Source organism: Actinomadura sp. 9N215, from assembly GCF_044326345.1.
Taxonomy (GTDB): Bacteria; Actinomycetota; Actinomycetes; order Streptosporangiales; family Streptosporangiaceae; genus Spirillospora.
This window is the reverse complement of record NZ_JBIRBA010000005.1, coordinates 57,800-76,910: the sequence shown is the minus strand read 5'-3', so window position 1 is coordinate 76,910 and position 19,111 is coordinate 57,800. Positions and strand designations below refer to the sequence as shown.

The 19,111-nt window shown below is 74.6% G+C and carries 7 protein-coding genes; all 7 read right to left on the bottom strand.

Translation table 11 applies throughout. The annotated features are described in order from the left end of the window. Positions 1-27: 27 nt before the first annotated feature. Positions 28-924 carry an alpha/beta hydrolase gene (locus ACH34T_RS10650; protein ID WP_395991860.1) on the bottom strand — a complete coding sequence of 299 codons (897 nt, stop codon included), beginning with the start codon at positions 922-924 and terminating at the stop codon, positions 28-30. Further along, positions 921-1,808 (bottom strand): DMT family transporter, encoded by an 888-nt coding sequence (locus ACH34T_RS10645; RefSeq protein WP_395991859.1) that lies wholly within the window; start codon positions 1,806-1,808, stop codon positions 921-923. The genes ACH34T_RS10650 and ACH34T_RS10645 overlap by 4 nt, the downstream gene beginning before the upstream one ends. Beyond that, positions 1,808-3,985: a phosphatase PAP2 family protein gene (locus ACH34T_RS10640; RefSeq protein ID WP_395991858.1), complete on the bottom strand. Its 2,178-nt coding sequence runs from the start codon at positions 3,983-3,985 to the stop codon at positions 1,808-1,810. Before ACH34T_RS10640 ends, ACH34T_RS10645 begins: the two co-directional genes overlap by 1 nt. A 491-nt stretch (positions 3,986-4,476) precedes the next feature. Further along, positions 4,477-4,674: an MbtH family protein gene (locus tag ACH34T_RS10635; protein WP_395991857.1), complete on the bottom strand. Its 198-nt coding sequence runs from the start codon at positions 4,672-4,674 to the stop codon at positions 4,477-4,479. 1 nt (position 4,675) lies between these two features. After that, complete coding sequence (locus ACH34T_RS10630; protein ID WP_395991856.1) at positions 4,676-5,986, bottom strand: lysine N(6)-hydroxylase/L-ornithine N(5)-oxygenase family protein; 1,311 nt, start codon at positions 5,984-5,986, stop codon at positions 4,676-4,678. 25 nt (positions 5,987-6,011) lie between these two features. After that, positions 6,012-7,031, bottom strand: coding sequence for an iron-siderophore ABC transporter substrate-binding protein (locus ACH34T_RS10625; protein WP_395991855.1), 1,020 nt, complete (start codon positions 7,029-7,031; stop codon positions 6,012-6,014). A gap of 64 nt (positions 7,032-7,095) precedes the next feature. Then, on the bottom strand, positions 7,096-19,092 hold the full coding sequence (locus ACH34T_RS10620; protein ID WP_395991854.1) for an amino acid adenylation domain-containing protein: 11,997 nt from the start codon (positions 19,090-19,092) through the stop codon (positions 7,096-7,098). Positions 19,093-19,111 lie beyond the last annotated feature (19 nt).

Genomic DNA, 19,111 nt, shown 5'->3' with positions numbered 1-19,111 from the left:
GCGTGGCCGATCCACCCGAGCCCGACCTCAGCGGGACGCGAGATGGTGCCCGAGGAAGGCGAGCTGCGGGCGCAGGAGGCGCTGCCAGAACGCTCCGTCGTGGCATCCGCCGCTCATCGCCCCTTCCGGCCGGGCCCGGTCGCGGAACCGGCGCGCCATTCCCGCGAACGGGTCGCTGTTCCCGCAGTCGACCCGGAGGGGGACGCCCTTGAGCGCGTCCAGTGAGGCGAAGACGTCGTTGCGGGCGAAGTCGGCGCGGCCGTCGAACGCGCGCCGGTTGGTGGCGCGCGCGTCCTCGTAGGAGGCGAACAGGGCCGGGGACGAGGCGACGACCGCCGCCGTCCGCGCGGCGCCGAGCCGGCGGGCGAGGACCAGCGCGCCGTAGCCGCCCATCGACCAGCCGATGGCGCCGACGCTGTCGGTCCTGGCGCCGCGGTCGCGCAGGCGGGGCAGCAGCTCGTCCGTGATCATCCCGATGGGGTCGGCGCCGTCCGCGCGGGGATGCCAGTAGGAGTCCCTGCCGCCGTCGACGGCGACGAGGACGAACGGAGGGACGCCGCCGTTCGCGACGGCGTCCGGCAGGTAGTGGTGCAGGTTGAGGTTCGCCACCGCGGACGTCGCCGTGTCGCCGGTGCCGTGCAGCGCGACCGCGACCGGCAGCCCGCGCAGGGAGCGGCCGTCCGCGGGCGGGACGATGGCGGCGGTGACGGCGGTCCGGCGGCGCGCCGACCGCCACGTCACGAACTCGATCTTGACGGGCCTGGGCGGCGGCTCCTGGACGTCCCCGCACCGGCCGAGCGCGCGGTCGAGGCGGACCCTGCCGGGCAGCGACCCGTTCTGGACGAGCGCGTACCCCGCGCCGCCCGTCGCCGTGACGGCCCCCAGGCCGCCGATGCCGCCGAGCAGCGCCCGTCTCGTGATCAACGCGGCTCCCTCGCGCCGGCGGCCTCTCTCCGGGTGGCGGCCGCGGAGCGGGAGAGCAGGGCGACACCCGCGGTCAGGAGCATGGCAGTGAACGATACGGCAACGAACGCCGACACCGTGCGCGGCGGCATGGTCTGGAAGGCGAGCACCGCGACCAGGTAGGACGCGATGGGATTCGTCATCGTCATCGCGGTCATCGCGGCGGGCAGCGACCCGGCGGCGAACGCCCGCTGCTCGATGACGAGCCCGAGCAGCGTGCTCCCGGCGAGGGCGTAGCCGGGCCAGTCGACGGCGGTGGCGGCGACGCCGTGGTCGACGAGGCTGGCGGTGGTGAGCTTGATCAGCACGGCGGTCGCGGCGAAGCACAGCCCGGCGCAGACGCCGAGCAGCGCGGCCCGCACCGGGCCCCTGCGCAGCCACGCCGCCCGGGACAGCACGACGATGAGCGGCGCGGCGATCAGCCCGGCGAGGAACAGCCGCGGCCGGGACGGCTCGCCCTCCGGCGGGATCGCGCCCGGCACGGTGAACAGGACGGCGAGCCCCGCCGACACGGCGACGCCGCCGAGCAGGTCCATCCGCGCGGGGCGGCGGCCGGTGCCGACCGTGCCGAGCATGATCGTGAAGACGAGCTGGGTGACCAGCAGCGGCTGGACGATCGCGGTCGAGCCGAAGTGCAGCGCGATGGCCTGCGCGCAGAACCCGGCCAGGTTCACGCCCCACCCCGTCAGCCACACCGGGTCCCGCACCAGGCGGCGGATCAGGCCGTGCGCGGCGGTGGCATCTGAGCCGCCGTGCACGGCGCGCCTGGCCGCGCGGTACTGCAGCGCGGCGGCCCCGGCGAACAGGAACGCGGCGAGCAGGCTGAACCCGGCCGACCACGCCATCAGGGCGTTCCGGCCCGCGCGCCGCCGTCCGCACCGCGCTCGCCCTGCTCGCCCTGCTCGCCCTGTTCTCCGTGTTCGCCGGACTTGGCGCGTTCCCGTTCCCGTTCGGCGGCGGCGGCCAGTTCCCCGAAAGCCCGGACCATCCCGCCGGTGAACGCGGCCGCCTCGGGCAGCAGCCTCGGCTCGGCGGTCACCGCGACGTGCAGCGCCCCGTTCCAGCTCAGCGCGCCCACGGCGAACGGGACGCCGTCCGCGAGCGGCAGGATCGGGTGGACGTCGCCGAGCGGCGAGCCCGCCATCGACATCGGCACCGAGGGTCCCGGCATGTTGGAGACGATTCCACCGAAGAACCGGGCCCGGTAGGTGCCGCGCGCGGCACGGGCGTGCAGGCGCGGCGGCAGCACGCCGATCAACGCGAGCACGGCGGTGCTGGCGACCGCCCGCCCGGACCTGCGGCGCCGTTCGGCGGACCGGTGCACGGCCGCGAGCCGCTCGCGGACGGGCATCGGGTCGACCGGGACGTCCAGGCGCAGCGCGGCCGTCAGGTTGCCGGGCACGGCGGTCCGGCCCCGGTCGGGCGGCGCCGGGGCGCGCAGCGTCATCGGGACGGCGGCGCGCAGGGCCCGTCCGCCCGCCCGCTCGCCGCGGTGGGCCAGCACGTCGGCGACGACCTCGCCGACCAGCGCGAGCAGCACGTCGGTGACGCGGACGCCCGCGGCCCTGGCGGTGTCGCGGACCTGGTCGAGCGGCAGCGTCACCGTCTCGAAGGCGCGTTCAGGCCCGAGCCTGCCGGAGACGGACACGGTCGGGGCGGCGCCGTCCAGGCCGAGCAGGACCAGGCCGGGGACGACGGCGGCGGCGCGCGCGAACCCGCCGGGCCCCCGCATCGGCTCCGCGTCGGGGAGGTGGGGTTCGAGGATGCCGCGCAGGATGTCGACGACGCCGATCCCGTCCGCGATGGCGTGGTGGAGGAGGATGACGACGGCGTCCGGCCCCCGCGTCCCGCCCCGGACGAGCCAGAATCGCCACAGCGGCCGGTCGTGGTCGAGCGGGTCGGCGACCAGCCGGGCGACGAGGTCGTCGAGCGCGCGGCGGCCGCCCGGCGCGGGAAGGTCGACCTCCTGGACGTGCCAATCGAGGTCGATCGCGCCGGCCTCGACCCAGCGGGCCCGCCGGAACCGGCCCGCCGGAACGATCCGCTGGGTGAGCCGCGGGAGGTGCGGCAGCCGCTCGGCCATGAGGTCGCGCATCCGCCCTGCCGCCGGGCCCGGCCCGGCGAACTCGGCGACGCCGCCGACGACCTGCGGCACGTTCTCGCTCTCGACGTGCAGGAAGAACGCGTCGGCGGCGGCCACCTGCTGCTCCCCGCGGGCGGCTCGGGGCGGGCCGCCGGGGACGATGCCGGACGGACGGCGCCGCCGCCGCACCAGGCTCACGCGGAGCCGCTCGGCGCCCGCCGCGGCCGGGATGAGCAGCAGCCCGGCGGGAATGTCCACGACGTAATGGGCGGCGGTCGACACGATGACCAGGGCCGTCACGACCAGGTGCAGGCCGCACAGCCACAGGACGAAGGCGCCGCTCCTGGCCCGGACGGCCGCCGCGCCGATCCACGCCACCCATCCGATGTGCAGGCTCGGGATCGCCGCGTACGGGTTGGCGCCCGCGGACACCACGCCGGTCCCCCAGGTCGCCGGCGGGTGGTGGACGGCGATGATGTCGGTGTAGCCCTCGTCCGGCAGCAGCCTGGGCGGCGTCGTCGGCCAGAGCGCGAAACAGCAGATCGCGATGAGCGTCAGCCAGATCAGCGTGTTGCGGGCCCACGGATAGGCCGGGCTCCTGCGCCACCACAGGTACGCGAGGAACCCGAACGTGCCGAGCGCGTACGTCGTCGCGTACTCCCACGCCGCGACCGCGCCCAGCCACTCGTGCCGGACGAGCACGTCGTTGAGCGGGCGCTCTATGTCCAGGCGCGCCCAGCGTTCGAAGTCGAGCAGCGAGCGCCCGTGCGCGTCGCTGACCTCCCGGGGACCGGTGAACACGTGGGTGAACGTCAGGTAGACGGCCAGGACGACCAGTGCGGCGGAGACCTCGCGGGCCGCCGCGGCGGCTCTTCCCCCGGTGGCGTCCTCCTCACCGGCCTCCTCCGCGCCGGCCGCGACCGCTTCGGACCGGATCAACGCGCCCTCCCGCCTCGTCCGTCACACCCGCCCACTACCGATCATCTTTCCCCGTCAGGCATAGCAACGACCAGAACCTGTTTATTGCGTTGCCGCCGGCGCCGGTGAGCACGCCTCGGAGGGCCGCGAAGAAGCGGCCGAATCGGTGCGGTGAAGGAATCAGTGCGGTAAAGGAAGGGGCCCGCGACGGTCTGACGCCGTCGACGTGAGAGTGCCCCGAGCCGGCGGGCGGGACGGTCCCGCGGCGTCCGCCCCGGCACCGCGGGACCGTCCAGCCCGCCGGCTGTGGCCGGTGCGTCCGGCCCGCCGAGCGGGCCCCCCTCCTGCACGGCCCGCCGGCGGCGTCGCTCTCCGGCTCCCACTCCGTACAGCGCCCGCCCGCCGTGAAATGTCACACGACCGGCCGTCATAGTGGTCTACCAGGCAGGACGTCCCGGCGCGGCTTCCCCGGGACCAGTGGGGGCGGGGCGCGGGGCGCGCCGCCGGGGGCGTCAGGTGGTGAGGCTCCGCGGACGGAGGTCGGTCCAGTTGTCGGTCACGTAGCCGAGGCAGTCGGGCCGGGACGCGGGGCCGAACGCGGTCGTCCAGCCGGCGGGGACGTCGGCGAACTCGGGCCACAGGGAGTGCTGGCCCTCGTCGTTGACGAGGACGAGGAACGTGCCGTCGGGGTCGTCGAACGGGTTGGTCATCTCAGGCCTCCTGGGCGACGGGAACGGAGCGGCGGGCGACGGCGCGGCCGGCGATGGAGCGGACGATCTCCCCGGTGCGCACGGCGGTCATGGACAGCAGCGACGACGCGATGCCGTGGCTGTGCTCGGTGGCGCCCTGCAGGTAGACGCCCCATCGCGGGCCGGGCTCGGTGGCGATGCGGTAGTCGCGCTCCACGACGGGGCGCCCGTCCGGGCCGGTCCGGCAGTGCCGGGCGGCCTCGCCGAGCAGGTCGAGCGGGTCGCGCTCGCGGTAGCCGGTGGCGTAGACGATCGCGTCGGCGTCCAGGTCGGTCACGTCGCCGGTCGCCATGAACCGGACCTGGGCCCGCACTCCCCCGGGCTCCTCCCGGACGTCCTCGACGCGCGACACGTTGAGGATGCGGAGCCGTTCGGCGCCCGCGACCTTCTCGGCGTAGGAGCGCCGGTACAGCTCGTCGATGAGGTCGAGGTCGACCACCGAGTAGTTGGTGTTGCGGGAGTACTCGAACAGCATCCGCTTCACGTCGTCGGGGGCCGTGTAGTAGTGGTCGACGGCCTCCGGGTCGAAGATGCGGTTGGCGAACGAGCTGTCGTCGGCGGGCGAGTAGCCGTACCGGGCGAAGACGGCGCACACCTCGGCGTCACCGAACGTGCGGTGCAGGTACTCGACGGCCTCGGCGGCGCTCTGCCCGGCGCCGACCACGACGAGCCGCTTCGGGCTCCAGCCCGGACGTTCGGCGAGGCGGGTGAGCAGGTCCTCGGTGTGCCAGATCCGCTCGCCCGCCCGGACGCCCTCCGGCAGGACGGGTTCGAGCCCGGCGCCGATCACGGCGTTGCGGGTCAGGTGCGTCTCCAGCTCGTCGTCGCGCCGCACGACGACTTCGAGGGTGTCGTCGTCGTGCGGGCGCATCGCGACCACTTCGGAGCGGTAGCGGACGCGGTCGGCGAACGCGGCGGCCGTCCATTCGAGGTAGTCGTGGAACTCGACCCGCGTCGGGAACATCGTCTTGTGGTTGACGAAGTCGACGAGGCGGCCCCTGGCGTGCAGGTACGCCAGGAACGAGTACGGGCTGGCGGGGTTGCGCAGCGTCACCAGGTCCTTGAGGAAGTGGACCTGCATGGTGGCGCCGTCGATGAGCATGCCCCGGTGCCAGCCGAACTCCGGCTGCTTCTCGAAGAACAGCGCGTCCGCGGCCGCCCCGGCCGCCCCGTCCCCGCCGCTCGCGCGGTCCGCTTCGTCGAGTGCGACGGCGAGCGCCAGGTTGGACGGGCCGAACCCGATGCCCACCACGTCATGGACGGGGGTCTGCATGCGCTCCTCCGGCATCAGGCGGGCCTCAGGCGGACTTCGCCGCTGCGGCGGCCTTGACGATCTTCGGCACGATCTGGTCGATCACGTACGGGACGGACAGCGGGGTCGGGGTGCGCAGCGGCCAGAACGACTTCAGGTCGAGCGCCACGTACGAGCCGCGCTTGACGGCGCCGAGGTCGGCGAACAGCTTGTTGCCCTCGATCTTCTTCTGCGTGGCCGGGTCGTCGTTGTAGTGGCTGAGCAGGACGTCCACGTCCAGGATGGAGATCTTCTCCATGCTCAGCTCGGCGGCGAAGCCCTCGCCCGGCAGCTTCTTCACGGGCTCGGGCAGCACCATCCCGAACTGCTTGAGCAGCTTGACGCTGGTGTCGTTGTCGGCCTTCATCACGCCGATGTTCCCGTTCGGGAAGACGCTGGTGAACGCGAACTGCTTGCCGTTCAGCTCGGGGTGCTGCGTCTTCACGGCGGCGAGGCTGGTGTCGAGCCTGCCGATCAGGGCGCGGCCCTCGTCGGGCTTGCCGACGGCGGTGGCGACCTGCATGGTGATCTGCTGCCAGGCGTCCTCGGCGGGCCCGGTCTGGTACGCGACGGTCGGGGCCAGCTTGGAGAGCTTGCCGTACTCCTTGTCGATGTAGAAGTCGCCGGCGGCGAGGATGAGGTCGGGGCGCAGCGCCGCGACCTCCTCCAGGTTGAACCCGGCCTCCCCGGCCTTGAGCAGCTTGGGCTTCCCGCCGGTCAGCTTGGGCGCGCTCCAGGGGGCGAGCCCGTCGGGCTGGACACCGGTCAGCTCGGCCATGCCGACGGGCGTGACGCCGAGGGCGAGCAGCGCGTCCTGGTCGACCTCGCCGAGCGCGACGATCCGCTTCGGCGCGGACTCGACCTTGGCGGTGCCGAGCTTGTGGGTGATCGTGACCGGGAACGCGCCGGTTCCGGCCTTGCCGCCCGAGGCGTCGTCCGCGGGCTCGTCGTCGCCGCACGCGGCGACGAGACCCAGGCTCAGGACGAGCGCGGCGGTGACGGCCAGACGCCGCATCATGGTGCGCATAGAGGACCGGTGTCCTTCCAGGTTTTCCGGGGGTTTATCGACCGAGATCTTAGGTTAGGCTCACCTAACCGTGCAAGGCTGGGGCAGGCGGGACTCCGGCGAGCAATCCCGCCACCGTCGGCGCGGCCATCAGGGCCGCGATCTTCACGGACTCGCATCCGGGTTCCCTCCTGATCCGCCGGACGAGCTTCATGGCGAGCAGCGAGTGGCCGCCGAGGTCGAAGAAGTCGTCGTCCGGGCCGACCTCGGCGACGCCGAGCTCCTCGGCGAAGATCCGGCACAGGACCGCCTCCCGATCGTCGTCGCCGCCGCTCCGCACCGCGGGCACCGCCGTCGCGGCCGTTACGGCGCGGGCGGCCAGCGCCGCGGGCGCGGGCAGGGCGCTCACCCGCACGCCGGGGTCGGACGCGACGGCGTCCAGCAGCGCGATCAGCCCGTCGGCGAGAGCGGCGACCGTGTCCCGGTCGAACAGGTCGGCGGAGTAGTCGACGATCAGGCGGAGGCCGTCCGGGTCCGTTCCCTCGCGGAAGATGAAGTCGATGTCGAACTTCGCCGCGCCCGGCCCGAACAGCGCCTCGCGCTGCTCAAGGCCCGGGAACCGCACGTCGCCGGCGCCCTGGTTCTCGTAGCCGACCATCACCTGGAACAGCGGGTTGCGGCCGGGCACGCGGCGCGGGCGCAGCGCCTCGACGACCGCCTCGAACGGCAGGTCCTGGTTGGCGAGCCCGGCGAGGTCGGCCTCCCGGACGCGGCCGAGCAGCTCGGCGAAAGCGGGGTCGCCGGACACGTCGGCGCGCAGCACGAGCGTGTTGACGAAGAAGCCGACGAGGTCCCGCGCGGCCTCCTCGGCGCGTCCGGCGACGGGGCTGCCGAGCGGGACGTCGTCGCCCGCGCCGGCGCGGTGCAGCAGCGCGGCGACGGCGGCCTGGCAGACCATGAACATGCTGGCGTTCCCGTCGCGCGCGACCTGGCGGAGCCGCCGCGTCAGGCCGGGCGGGAAATCGGCGGTCAGGGTCCCGCCGCGCTGCCCGACGGTGCCGGGACGCGGCCTGTCCACCGGCAGCGGGATCTCCTCCGGGAGATCGGCGAGGGCCCGCGCCCAGTGGTCGAGCTGCCGGGCGTGGACGCTGCCGGGGTCGAGCGGGTCGCCGAGCAGCTCGCGCTGCCACAGCGCGTGGTCGGCGTACTGGACGGGCGGCGGCTCCCAGCCGGGGGCCTCCCCGTCCAGGCGGGCCGTGTACGCCTCGGCGACGTCCCGCGCGAACGGCCCGAACGACCACTCGTCGAACGCGATGTGGTGGAAGACGGCGAGCAGCAGGTGCTCGCGGTCCCCTTCGGGGAACACCGCGACGCGAAGCGGGATGTCCTTGGCGAGGTCGAACGGCCTGGCGATGACGTCCTCCGGCGCGCAGGTCGCCACCTCCAGCGCGGGCCGCGCCTCCTCCGGGGGGAGAATCCGCTGGTAGGGGGCGCCGTCGTGCTCGGGGAAGACGGTGCGGAGGCTCTCGTGCCTGGCGGTGACGTCCGCGACCGCGGCTTCGAGCGCCGCGAGGTCGAGGTCGCCGCGGAGCCGGACGGCGAGCGGCAGGTGGTACGCGCCGCGCGGCCCACCGTCCTCCAGCCCCCGCCCACCACCAGTCAAACGACGAGCTCCGCCCGGCCAGTCCTCCTCGCGGAGGAGCTGGTCGAGCAGCCACAGGCGGCGCTGCGCGGACGACAGCGGGACGCGCTCCGGCCGCTCCTTCGGCTCCAGGACGGGCCTGGCCCCGGCGGGGGTCGCGTTGCGGTGCACGCGTTCGGCCAGCTCCGCGACCGTCGGCGCCTCGAACAGGTCGCGGATCGCGAGGTCCGCGCCGAGGACGGCCCTGGCTCGCCCGACGAGCCGGGTCGCGAGGAGGGAGTGGCCGCCGAGGTCGAAGAAGTCGTCGTCGACGCTCGCGCCTGGCGCGTCGAGGACCTCGGCGAACAGCGTGCACAGCAGGCGTTCGACGGGGGTGCGCGGCGCCCGTCCGGCGCGGCGCGGGCCGTCCCGGCCGGGGTCGGGGAGGGCGCGGCGGTCGAGCTTGCCGTTCACGGTCAGCGGCAGCGCGTCCAGCGTCATGATCGCGCTCGGCACCATGTAGCCGGGCAGCCGTCCCTTCAGCGCCTCCCGGACCCGCGCCGCCAGGACCCCGTGGTCGCGGGCGGCGACCGGGTTGTTCGCGTAGGACGCGGGCGCGCGTCCGGGCTCGGCCGGAAGGCAGGCCGCTCCCCCGCCGAACACCGCGTCGTAGCATCCGATCCGGTCGGACGGGGTGAGGACCACGTCCGGGAACAGCGCGTGCAGAGTCTCCGGTTCGACGCCTTCGGGCGCGTCCGGCGGGGCGCCGTTCTGGAGGGCGTGGAGGGCGGCCAGCTCGCCGGTCAGCCTCGCGTCGGGGATGCCCTTCACGCGGAGGGGGCCGGGTGGTCGTTCGTCGAGGTCGTCGAGGGTGCTCCAGTCGATGACCGGCGTGTCGGGGGCGGGGGCGGCGTCCTTGCGGAGGACGACGTCGTAGCGATGGCGGGTCAGCTCGTTGTGGTGCGTGCCGCGCCTGATCAGGACGTCCACCCGGGTAGGGCCGTCCAAGGCGGACGCGGCGGCGGTGAAGAAGGCCGGGTCGAGGAGCAGTTCCTTCTCCATGCGGACGGCGCGCTCGACCGCGTCCAGGTCGCCGCCGCCGCGTCCGAGCTGGATCGCGGCGTGCAGGCAGCGGACCGTCCGCAGGTCGCGGACGTCGCCGACGAACAGCGCCCCGCCCGGCGCGAGCAGCCGCATCGCCTTGGCGATGACGTCCTGGAGGTAGGCCGCGCCCGGAAAGTACTGCACCACCGAGTTGATCACGATGGTGTCGAAGTACGCCTCGGGCAGGCCGCCGGTGTCGTGCGCGGGCCGGCAGCTCAGCCGGACGTGCGACTCCGGGCCGAGGTCGTGCCGGAGTTTGGCGATGACGGGTTCGGAGAAGTCGGTCCCCCAGTACTCGTCGGTCTCGGGCGCGAGGCGGGTGAGGACGAGCCCGGCCCCGACGCCGATTTCCAGGACGCGGCGCGGGCGGAGCCCACGGATGCGGTCGACGGTCGTCGCGCGCCATTCGCGCATGTCGTCCAGGGGGATGGGCTCGCCGTCGTAGCTGCTGTTCCAGCCCGCGAACTCCTCCTGGTGGACGACGGTCCCGACCTCGGTGTACTCGGCGTCGTAGATCTGCCGCCATTCGGCGAGCTGCTCGTCGGCGGCGCCTTCGCGCGTCCCGTCCGGGACGACGTAGCCGATGAGCCGCCTCACGCCGGGGACCTCGGTGTCCGCGGCGACCACCGCGGCCTGCCCGACGCCGGGCTCGGCGGCGAGCGCGGTCTCGATCTCCTCCAGCTCGACCCGGTACCCGCGGATCTTGACCTGGTCGTCGGTGCGGCCGAGGAAGTCGATGTTGCCGTCCGCGCGGACCCGGACGAGGTCGCCCGTCCGGTACATGCGCCCGCCCCCGCCCGGATCGCCGCCGAAGGGGTCGGCGACGAAGCGTTCGGCGGTCAGGTCGGCGCGGCCGAGGTAGCCGCGGGCCAGTCCGGCGCCCGCGATGTACAGCTCGCCGGGCGCGCCGGGCGGGACGGGACGGAGCCATCCGTCCAGGACGTAGCCGCGCGTGTTCCAGATCGGCTTGCCGACGGTCGGCGTGGCACTGTCCTCGGTGCCGCCGCCGAGCGTGTTGATCGTGTACTCGGTCGGGCCGTACAGGTTGTAGCCGAGGACGCCGTCGGCCTGCGCGAGCCGGTCCCACACCGAGCCCGGGACGGCCTCGCCGCCGAGCAGGACGAGCGGCGGCCGGTGCTCCCCGTCGAGGAGTCCTTCGTCCAGGAGCTGCTGGGCGTAGGTGGGGGTCACGTTGATGACGTCGATGCTGTGCTGCCGCAGGTAGGCGGTGAGTGCCTCGGCGTCGCGGCGCAGGTCCTCGTCGCAGACGTGCACCTCGTGGCCCTCGATGAGCCAGAGCAGTTCCTCCCACGACATGTCGAAGGAGAACGAGACGGTGTGCGCGATCCGGAGGCGGCGGCCCGCGGACTCGACGACCGGGTCGAAGATGTTGGCGCGGTGGTTGAACTGCATGTTGGTCAGGCCGCGGTACGGGGTGACCACGCCCTTGGGACGTCCGGTGGAGCCCGACGTGTAGATGACGTAGGCGGGGTGGTCGAGGCGGCCGGGGGTGCCGGGGGCGAAGCCGGGCAGTTCGTCGGGGGTGAGGTCGGCGCCGGGGAGGTCGGCGAGGGTGCGCGCCAGGTCGGGGTCGTCCAGGGCGAGGGTGACGCCGGGGTGGGCCAGGCCTGCGGCGATGTCGCGGTGCGAGAGCAGGCAGGCGGGGGCGGCGTCCTGGAGCATGTAGTCGAGGCGTTCCGCCGGATAGTCGAGTTCGAGCGGCAGGTAGGCGGCGCCCGTCCGCAGGACGGCGAACAGCGCGACGACCATCTGCGCGGAGCGGGGCAGCGCGAGCGCGACGACCCGCTCCGGGCCCGCGCCGTTGGCGATGAGGAGCCGGGCGAGCCGGTTGACCTCGGCGTTCAGCTCGCCGTAGGTGAGGCGGACGTCGGGGAGCGACACGAGCGCCAGGTCTCCGGGCTGCTCGGCGGCGCGTTCGGCGAGCAGTTCCGCGACGGTCAGCTCGGGGACGGGACGTCGCGCCTCCGCCCAGTCGCGGCGCAGCCGTTCGTGCTCTTCCTGGACGAGCAGGTCGAGGCGGTGGCAGGGCGTCGCGGGCGACTCGGCGAGCGTCCGCAGGACCCGCACGTAGCGGTCGGTGATCCGGTCGGCCTCGGCCCGCGTGAACGCGTCGCCCCGGTACATGACGCGCAGCCCGGCGCCCGGCTCGACCACCATGGTGATCGGGTAGTGGGTGGCGTCGCGGACCTCGCGGCCGCGGACGCGGACGGCGCCGTCCGGGCCGAAGCCGCGGCCGGTCGGCATGCCCGGGAAGTTCTGGAAGACGAACAGCGTGTCGAAGAGCGTGCCGAGGCCGGTGGCGCGCTGGACGTCGGCGAGCGCGACGAACGAGTGGTCGAACAGCTCCGACTGGGCGGCCTGGACGCGGTCGAGCACGGCGGTGAGCGGGTCCGCCGCTCCGGCCTGGACGCGGACGGGGATCGTGTTGAACAGCAGGCCGACCATGGCGTCGACGCCGTCGACGTCGGGGTGGCGTCCGGAGACGGAGGCGCCGAAGACGACGTCGTCGCGTCCGGTCAGGCTCATCAGGACGAGGCCCCACGCGGTCTCGAACAGCGTGCCGGGTGTCACGCCGTGGTCGCGGGCGACGGCGTCGAGCCGGTCGGCGAGGCCGGTCGGCAGCGTGCGGTGCACCTCCCCCGCCGTCGCGAGGTCGGCGGGCCGGTCGACCAGGCCGGGCCGGACGAGCGCCGGTTCGTCGAAGCCGTCGAGGGCGCGGCGCCACGCCTCCACGGCGGCGGCCTTGTCACGGTCGTTGACCCAGTCGAGGAACGCGCGGAACGGCGCGACGGGACGAGCCGCTTCGGCGGCGGCGTCGGTGTAGGAGTCGAGCAGCGAGGTGACGAGCAGGCCGCCCGACCAGCCGTCCAGCAGGATCAGCTCGGAGGTGAGGATCAGGCGGTGGTCGTCGTCGGCGAGGGTGGCGAGCGCGAACCGGATCAGCGGCGGCTCGCCCGGGTCGAACGGCTCGGCGCGCTGCGCGTCGATGAACGCGTCCAGGCCGTCCGGGGCCACGCGGGCGTGCGTCCAGGGGGTGTCGAAGTCGTCCGGGACGAACTGGACGGCGCGGTCGCCGTCCGTCCGGAACCCGGCGCGGAGGTTGGGGTACTTGTCCAGGACGGCACGAGCCGCGTCCGCCATCCGCGCCGGGTCGACCGGCCCGGACAGCGTCACCACGGCCTGCTGCACGTAGATGTCGCGGCCTTCACCGGCCAGCATCAGGTGGAACAGAAGCCCTTCCTGGAGCGGCGAGAGCGGCAGCTCCCCGGCCTGCTCCGACGCCCGCGCGGGGGCCGCGGCGGCGGGCGCGGCCGTCCGCGCGAGGGCCTCGACGGTGCGCAGTCTGAACACGTCGCGGACGGTGAACGACAGCCCGGCCCGGCGGGCGCGGGCGACGAGGAGCGCGGCGCTGATGCTGTCGCCGCCGGCGCGGAAGAAGTCGTCGTCGGCGCCGACGGAGTCGCGTCCGAGGACGGTCGCGGCCAGGTGGGCGAGGACGCGTTCCGGCTCCGTGGCGGGCGCCCGTCCGGCGGCGGGGCGTCCCGGTTCGGGGAGCGCGCGGCGGTCGACCTTGCCGTTCGGGTTGAGGGGCAGCTCGTCCAGGACGACCAGCTCGGCCGGGACGAGATAGTCCGGCAGCAGCGCGCGGAGCCCGTCGCGCAGGGCCTCGGCGTCGACGTCGCCGACGACGTAGCCGACGAGCCGCGAACCGCGCGCGGCGACGGCGGCGCGCCGCACCCCGGGCTGCGCGGCGAGGACGGCCTCGACCTCGCCCGGCTCGATCCGGAAGCCGCGGATCTTGAGCTGCGCGTCGGCGCGGCCGAGGAAGTCGAGCCCGCCGTCCGGACGGCGCCGCACGCGGTCGCCGGTGCGGTAGAGGCGGGAGCCGGGCGGTCCGAACGGGTTCGCGACGAACCGCTCGGCGGTGCGGGCCGGGTCGCCGAGGTAGCCGCGGGCGAGCCCGTCGCCCGCGAGGTAAAGCTCGCCGACGGGGACCTCGCGGAGCGCGGCGTCCAGGACGTGCGCGCGCGTGTTGGCGATGGGGACCAGCCCGCCGGCCTCCTCGACGAGGCTGTCGCCCGCGGCCTCCGAGCATCCGTACAGATTGACGAGCCGGACCGGGACCCGCTCGGCCAGCGCGGCGGGCAGCGCCTCGCCGCTGCTGATCCAGGTGGTGACCGAGGGCGGCAGGCCGTTCTCCACGAGCGCGGAGAGCAGGCTCGGGACGAGGGTCACGAGCCGGGCGCCGTGCCGTTTGATGAAGGCGGCGAGCGCGACGGCGTCGGTGGCCGTCGCGTCGTCGGCGATGACGACCGCGTCCCCGGCGACGAGGCCGCCGAGGAGTTCGGTCGTGCCGTCGATGAACGCGGGCGAGCTCTTCGCGACGCGGACGCCCGGCTGCGCGAGATCCGCGCCCCAGGCGAGCCGGTTGGCGAGGGCGCGCTGCGTCCCGGCGACGGCCTTCGGCGTCCCGGTCGAGCCGGACGTGAAGATGACGTACGACGGGTGATCAGGGTGGAGCCCGGGCCGTTCGCGGGGCGGCGCGTCCGGCGGCGGCTCGTCGCGGCCGAGGACGAGCAGCGGGCGGACGGCGTCCAGCATCGCCTCCACCCGCGCGGGCGGGTACGACAGGTCGATCGGCAGGTACGCGGCGCCCGTCTTGAGCACGGCGTACAGCGCGACCGCGAACTCGTCCGAGCGCGGCAGCGCGAGCGCCACGACCTGTTCGGGACCGGCGCCCGCGGCGGCCAGCCGGTCGGCGAGCGCCTCGGCGCGGCGGTCGAGTTCGGCGTAGGTCAGGACGGTGTCGCCGAAGACCACGGCGGTCGCGGCGGGCGTCCGCGCGGCCTGCTCCTCGATGAGGGCGGCGGCCGTCCGGACGGGGAACTCGCGTGTCGTGTCGGGGTGCTCGACTCGCGCGCCGAGCGACGACAGCTTGCGCTGCGGATCGGCCGTGACCTGCGCGAGGAGGTCGTTCAGGCCGTCCAGGAGGCGCTCGACGGTCGCGGCGTCGAACAGGTCGGTCGCGTACGCGGCGAACCCCTCGATCTCCTGGTCGCCTTCGGCGAAGTAGACGTCGAGGTCGAACTTGACGCCGCCGGTCTCCGGCAGGAACGGCTCCGCGCGGACGTCCGGCAGCGCGAGGCGCACGTCGTCCAGCCGCTGGTGGACGATCATCACCTGGAACAGCGGGCTGCGGGCCAGCGACCGCTCGGGGGCGAGCCGGTCCACGACCCGCTCGAACGGGACGTCGGCGCGCGAGAACGCGGCGAGGTCGGCCCCGCGCACCCGGTCGAGCAGCTCGGCGAACGACGGATCGCCGGACAGGTCGGTGCGCAGCACGAGCGGGTTCACGAACACGCCGACGAGGTCGGCGAGGTCCTCGTCGGGGCGTCCCGCGATCGGCGACCCGACCGCCACGTCGTCGCCCGCGCCGGAACGTTGCAACAGCGCGGCGACGGCGGCGTGCAGGACCATGAACACGCTGGTCCCGGTGTCGCGGGCCAGCCGCCGCGCCCCCGCGGCCGGGAGCCGGAACGGGACGAGCCCGCCGCGGTGGCTCGCCTCCGCCGGACGCGGCCGGTCGAACGGCAGGACCGTCTCCTCCGGCAGCCCCGCCAGGGCCTCCTCCCAGTAGTCGAGCTGCGCGGACGCGTCGGGTGCGCCGTCCCGCTGCCAGGCCGCGTAGTCGGCGTACTGGACGGGCAGCGGCTCCCACCCGGGTTCGCGTCCGTCCCGCCGGGCCTCGTAGGCGCGGGCCAGGTCGGCGAGCAGCGGCGTGAACGACCACTCGTCCGCGGCGGCGTGGTGCAGGAGCAGGATCAGCGACCAGTCCTCGTCGCCGTTCCGGATGAGGCTGCCCCGGATCGGGAGGTCGCGGCCGATGTCGAAGACGTGCCCGGTGGCTTCGCCTTCGGTGCCCGCGACGGCGAGGTGCACGGGGACGTCCGGCTCCAGGACGCGCTGGACGGGCAGCCCGTCCGGCCCTTCGACGAGCAGCGTGCGCAGCGCCTCGTGCCGGACGACGACGTCGGCGAACGCCGCGTCCAGCGCGGACTCGTCCAGCGGGCCGCGGAGCCGGAGGCCGAGCGGCAGCGCGTACGAGGCGGACGGCCCGCGCAGCCGCTCCTCCAGCCACAGCCCGCGCTGCGCCGCCGACGCCGGGACGATCTCCGGCCGCGCGACGTCGCGGACGCGGACCGCCGCCGTCTCCGCCGTCACCAGCCGGGGCGCGAGCGCGGCCACGGTCGGGGCCTCGAACACGTCCGCGATGGACAGCGCCCCGCCGAGGACCGCGCGGGCCTTGGCCGCCACGCGCGTGGCCAGCAGCGAATGGCCGCCGAGCGCGAAGAAGTCGTCGTCGACGCCGATCCCGTCGACGCCGAGCAGCTCGGAGAAGATCGCGCAGAGCGCGGCCTCGCGGGGGTCGCGCGGGGCCCGTCCGGACGCCCCACCGGACAGCGGGGCCTCGGGGGCGGGGAGCGCGGCGCGGTCGAGCTTGCCGTTGACGGTCCGCGGCAGCGCGTCCAGGGCGACGAGCGCGGACGGCACCATGTACTCCGGCAGCGCTCTGGCGAGCGCGTCGCGCAGCCCGGCCTCGTCCACGCCGTCGCCGTCACCGTCGGGCACGTAGTAGCCGATCAGCCGGTCGTCGCGGACCACGACGGCGGCCTGCGCGACGCCCGGCCGCGCCGCCAGCACCGCCTGCGCCTCCGCGGGCTCGATCCGGAAGCCGCGGATCTTCACCTGGTCGTCGGTGCGGCCCAGGTACTCGATGGACCCGTCGCGGGCGCGCCGCGCCAGGTCGCCCGTCCGGTACATGCGCGCCCCCGGGGGTCCGGACGGGTCGGCGACGAACCGCTCCGCCGTGAGGTCGGGGCGTCCGGCATAGCCGCGGGCGAGCTGCGCGCCCGCCAGATACAGCTCGCCGGGCACGCCCGGCGGCACGGGACGCAGCGCCGCGTCCAGGACATGCGCACGCGTGTTCCAGAACGGCCCGCCGATGCCGGACGCGGGCAGGTCGGCGGACGTCGCCCAGATCGTGGCCTCCGTCGGCCCGTAGAGGTTGGTCGCGAGCGACGCGGACGCGTGCAGGGAGTCGGCGAGCGCGGCGGGCAGCGCCTCCCCTCCGACGAGGACCCGCAGCCCCTTCAGCGCGGCCGGGTCGAGCGTGCCGAGCAGCGACGGCGTCCCCTGCACGACGGTGGCGTCCGCGAGCAGCGCGGCGAGCGCGACCGGATCGCGGACGGCCTCCTTCCCGGCGAGGACGACGGTCGCGCCGCTGATCAGCGGCCCGAACACCTCCAGCGCGGCGATGTCGAACGCGATCGTCGTGACCGCGACGAGCCGGTCGCCCGCGCCGAGTCTCAGCTGCGAGCGCATCGTGAGCAGGAAGTTCGCGAGCGCGCCGTGCGGGACGGCCACGCCCTTGGGGCGTCCGGTCGAGCCGGAGGTGTAGATGACGTAGGCGAGATCGTCGCGTCGCGGCTCGTGGGACGGCTCCGCCGCAGCCTCCTCCAGCGCGCCGTCGAGGACGAGGAGGTCCGCCGTGTCGGGCAGCAGGCTCGCGGTCTCGTCCGTGGCGATCGCGCAGATCGGCCCGGCGTCGTCGAGCATGTAGGCGAGCCGGTCGGCGGGATGGCCGAGGTCGAGCGGCAGGTACGCGGCGCCCGACTTCAGGACGCCGAGCAGCGCGACGACCAGCTCCGTCGTGCGCGGCACCGCCAGGGCCACGACACGCTCCGGGCCCGCGCCCCTCGCCCGAAGGTGCGCGGCGAGCGCCGAAGAAAGTTCGTCCAATTCGGCGTACGTAAGGGATTGGTCTCCTGCTTCGACCGCTGTCGCGTCCGGTGTGCGGGCCACCTGTTCCTCGAACAGCGCGACGACATGAGCGTCCGGCAGAGCGCGTTCGGTCGCGTTGGCGCGTTCGATCAGTGCGCGCTCGCCCGCGTCCATGAGCTCCAGCGCGCCGATCGGACGATCCGGATCGGCGAGCGCGTCCCCGAGGAGCGTCTCCAGGTGGCCGAGCAGCGCGTCGATGCGCGCGTCGTCGAACAGCTCGCGGCGGAACGTCGCCTCGACGGTCATGCCCCGCGGCCGGACGAACGCCTCCAGCGACAGGTCGAAGTGCGTGGTGCCGTTGTGGACGTGCGTCCAGCTCGACGTGACGCCGGGCAGGTCCAGCTCGCCGATCTCCTGGGCGAGGAACAGGAGCATGGTGTCGAAGAACGCAGAGCGTCCGCGTCCCCGCGACGGGCGGAGTTCCTGCACGATGCGGTCGTAGGGCAGGCCCTGGTGCGCGAAGCCCCCGGTGACGGTCCGGCCGACGCGGTGCAGCGCCTCCCGGAACGTCGGCGCGCCGGACAGGTCGGTCCGCATCACCAGCGTGTTGCCGAAATTGCCGACGAGCCGCTCGATCTCGGCATGCTCCCGGTTCATCACCGCCGACCCGATCGCCACGTCGACGGCGCCCGTGTAGCGGTGCAGCAGGACGGCGTAACCGGCCGTCATCACCATGTACGGGGTGAGGTTCTCCTCGGCGGCGAGCTTCCGCATCCCTTCCGTCACGGCGTCGTCGAAGCGCCGCGCCCGCCGCCCGCCGCGCTCGGACACGGCGGCGCCCCGCGGACGGTCGGCTGGCAGGTCGAGCGGCGCGGGCGGCGGGTCGAGGCGCTCGCGCCAGTACGCGAGGTCGTCCTCGTCGACGGGCCGCCGCTGCTCCCATTCGGCGTAGTCGGCGTACTGGACGTCCAATGCGGGCAGCCCGTCCGGCTCCCCCGTGAGGGCCGCGCGGTAGAGGGCCGACAGGTCGCGCGACAGCGAGCCCCACGTCATGCCGTCCCAGGCGATGTGGTGCACGACCAGGACGAGCGCGTGCTCGTCCGCGCCGCCGAGCCCGAGCAGTTCGAGCCGGATCGGCCGCTCGCGGCGCAGGTCGAACGGCACGGCCGCCAGCTCCGCCGCCCGCGCGTCCGGATCGGCGCAGGCGACCGGCGTCAGCTCCAGCGAGTCGTCATCGGTCACGACCTGCACGGGACCCTCGTCGGCGTAGACGGTGCGCAGGACCGCGTGCCGGCGGATCAGCCCGCGCAGGGCCTCGCGCAGCGCGGCGGCGTCGAGCGGCCCCGACATGCGGATCAGGAGGCAGACGTTGTAGGCGGCGCTGTCCGGGAACGTGCGATGGTGCAGCCACATGCTCTGCTGCGCGTAGGACAGCGGCGCCGGTCCGTCCGATCCCCGCGGGGCCGGCCCGGCGGTGTCCGGGCCGAGCCCGGCCTCGGCCATCATCCGCCGCATCAGTTCGCGTCGCCGTGCCGTCGTCGTCTGCTCCTGCACGCTCGCCTCTCCGTTGTCG